The 3,136-nt window shown below is 34.2% G+C and carries 4 protein-coding genes; all 4 read left to right on the forward strand.

From position 1 onward, the window contains the following. The coding region (locus tag CI949_RS19155) for a helix-turn-helix domain-containing protein (RefSeq protein WP_290769376.1) at window positions 1–256 on the forward strand (256 nt) is incomplete at its 5' end. Between the two features lie 50 nt (window positions 257–306). Continuing rightward, complete coding sequence (locus tag CI949_RS19160) at window positions 307–1,086, forward strand: AAA family ATPase (RefSeq protein ID WP_365941987.1); 780 nt, start codon at window positions 307–309, stop codon at window positions 1,084–1,086. Next, the gene (locus tag CI949_RS19165) at window positions 1,076–1,339 is read left to right on the forward strand and encodes a hypothetical protein (protein WP_290769378.1); all 264 of its coding nucleotides are present in this window, start codon (window positions 1,076–1,078) and stop codon (window positions 1,337–1,339) included. Before CI949_RS19160 ends, CI949_RS19165 begins: the two co-directional genes overlap by 11 nt. Before the next feature lie 40 nt (window positions 1,340–1,379). Next, window positions 1,380–2,888, forward strand: coding sequence for a helix-turn-helix domain-containing protein (locus CI949_RS19170; protein WP_290769380.1), 1,509 nt, complete (start codon window positions 1,380–1,382; stop codon window positions 2,886–2,888). The last annotated feature ends 248 nt before the right edge of the window (window positions 2,889–3,136 follow it).

Genomic DNA, 3,136 nt, shown 5'->3' on the forward strand with positions numbered 1-3,136 from the left:
GAGTAGTAGTCAATGTTGTCTGCCCAGCCACAAATTTTTCCTGGAACTAAATGTTCTATTAAAACTGTCTGATAGTAAATATTATTCTCCTGCCGAATTAGCAGATATATTGAATCTAGATGCACGTACTGTTAGAAATTTGATAAATAATGGAGATTTACATGCGGTTAAAGTTGGTTCTCAATGGAGGATTGGCGAAAAGGATTTTGAAAATTTCATAGAAGAAAATAAGAATGTTGATGTCGATGAAGGTTAAATCAAATTTTTTGAATCTTCTGGAGAGGAAGGTGAATTATTATTAAAATAATCAGTGTAACAAATCAAAAAGGTGGAGTTTCAAAAACTAGTACAGCGATTAATCTGGGAGCTGCATTAGCTGAAAAGGGAAACAAAGTTTTACTGGTAGATGTGGACCCTCAGTTTAATATGACAACTGGTTTAGGATTTGAAAAAAAGGAAAACACTATATATGAAGTAATGAAAGAGGAAATCGAATTTCATGAAGCTATTTATCCAACTAACATAGAACCTGAAGATTGGACAGGCAAAATAGATTTAATCCCGTCTAGTATTGAGTTGGCAAATGCAGAGTTAGAATTTTCTGGTGCTATTGGTAGAGAAAAAATTTTAAAAGAAGCTTATGATAGGTCTGAAGAAGATTTGGACAGTAGAAAATATGATTACATTATTCTTGATACTAATCCATCACTTGGTCTTCTTACAATTAATGCAATGGCTGTTGCTGACAGCTTAATAATTCCTTTAGAGCCCAGCGTATTTGCTCTTGATGGTATGGAGCAGTTAATTAATGTGGTTAAACTTGTAAGGAGAAAAATCAATAAGAATTTAGCTGTTGAAGGGGCTTTATTAACCAGGGTAGATGGCAGAACAAATATTGGTGATGAATTTTATAATGATTTGAAAGAGGTTTTTGGTGATAAATTATTCAACACAGTAATACATCAAAATGTAAAGATATCAGAAGCTCAAGCAAAAGGTTTACCAATAAATCTTTATGATAAAAAAGCCAGAGGAGCTAAGGAATATCAGCAATTAGCTTTGGAGATGATAAATAATGGCAGATGATGTAAAGAAAAAAGCAAAAGGTATTTTAGCTGGAATGGATGATGCTGAAGAAAGCGAAAAAGAAGAAAAGAGTAAAAGAGTAAAAGAGCAAAAGAATAAAAGTTCTAAAGTAGAAAAGAAGAAAAGGTCTTTTATGCTAGAAAATAGACAGATTGAAAAGCTCTATTTATTGAAAGCTAGAAATAACGATATGACATTATCTGAAATTGTGGGTAATGCGATAGATGATTATTATGAGGAACACAAAGTTTAAAACTTTTGAAAATGATTGTACCTGAAAGGAAGCGTATTTTATGAGGGTAAAAGATTTTAATAAAACATACAAAAAAGAATTTTACCAGTATATTTTAGGAGATATGCCAGGTGTAATAGAAGTTCGTGAGTTTAATAAGGAAGGTCATGTTAATCGGCTTTGGTTTAATGACGCTTCAGAGCTTGCTGAATATGATTTTTCCGAGGATAAGGACATTTATTTTGGTGTTGCCAGGCGTAAGAATACTACTTCTGGCAAAGCTAAGAATCTATCTCAGGTTCACTGCCTATGGGCTGATTTTGATGATATTGGGTTGGAAGAAGTAAAGTATAGAATTCAATCTACCAGGGTTCCAAAACCGAGTGTCTTTATCAATTCAGGTCACGGAATACATACATATTGGTTTTTAGAAGAACCTGTAAATGCAAAGTACATCAAACCACTCCTCAAATACATCTCTAAGGCTACAGGAGCCGATTCTAGAGCAGCTGAGCCTGCAAGGGTAATGAGGCTACCGTACACTTTCAACAACAAATTTGAGCCTGTTTTGTGTGAAATAAAGGAAATTAATGAATATAGTAGATACTCTTTAAAACATTTGGAAAAAAAGTTTGATTTAAATACAGGTAATCAATCTAAAAAACAGGAAGATAGGGTAAAGGGTATTAGGATGCCCAGCACAGATAGACCCTGCATCAAGTCCATACTAAAAGGTGTTGATAGAGGTCAGAGAAACTGGGCACAGGGCAGATTAACTAAATGGCTGCAGATGAAGGGTTATTCTAAGCAGAGAGCATTGGATATTGTGATGGCCTGGAATCATCTGAATAATCCACCAGAGAAGATTGTTAAGATTAAAAACGATTTTTATTCTTACTGGAAAGAAGATTATAAGCTGCTTGGCTGCACCATACCAGACCCTGACCTGCAGGAGATGTTGAGCAATCACTGTGACCGCTATAATTGCCCTGTTAAAGGCAGTCTGGACAGTCTGGAGCTAGATAACTATGTTAAGATTAATAACCGCTTATTCAGCGAATATAAGGACATTACAGGGTATGAGCTGATTCTCTATGCTATTTTACTTCGTGAAAAAGAAGGATTAAATACAACACAGATAAGAAATAAAATTACTCATAAAGGAAAAGAGTGTATGAGTAGGCAGAGGATTAGCAAAGGAATTAAAAAGTTAGAGAGTATGAATTTAATCAGTACTAAAAAAAGAAAAGGAATGGCAACCTTCTGTAAGGCAAAGGACCAGGGTACTTATGGTACCGGATATACTCTTGTCAACAATGGTGTGATTAATGGTGCAATATATCAGGCTATTAAACCATCACAGCTTAAAGTTTACATATTGCTTTTAAAATACTCTTTTAACAATGGTTCTGTCTTTCCAAGCACATTAACCCTTTCTGATAGATTGGGTATAAAAAGACAGACTGTAAGCGACCATATAAAGGCTCTAGAAGATGCACTTTATCTTAAACGAAGATATGATTATAATGAGCGAGGAATGGAGACTTTAACCTGCATATTATTGGTTTAAATCTAATTGGAGATTTACTTCCCTGTTATAACGACAACCTTTAGGGGGGGGTGTTAAAATAATCGACGGGGGGGTGTTAAAATAATCGACGGGTGATTAGAAAATTACCTTCCTGATATAACAGGGATTATAAGGGGAGGGTGTTAGAATAATCGACACTAATAAATAAAGTATTATATATGTGGGTTTTTCTTTTATTTGTCTTATTCTTATATTAGAAGATGTTAATATGAGTATTAATCTTGTAG

The sequence above is a fragment of the Halanaerobium sp. genome, from assembly GCF_003070835.1.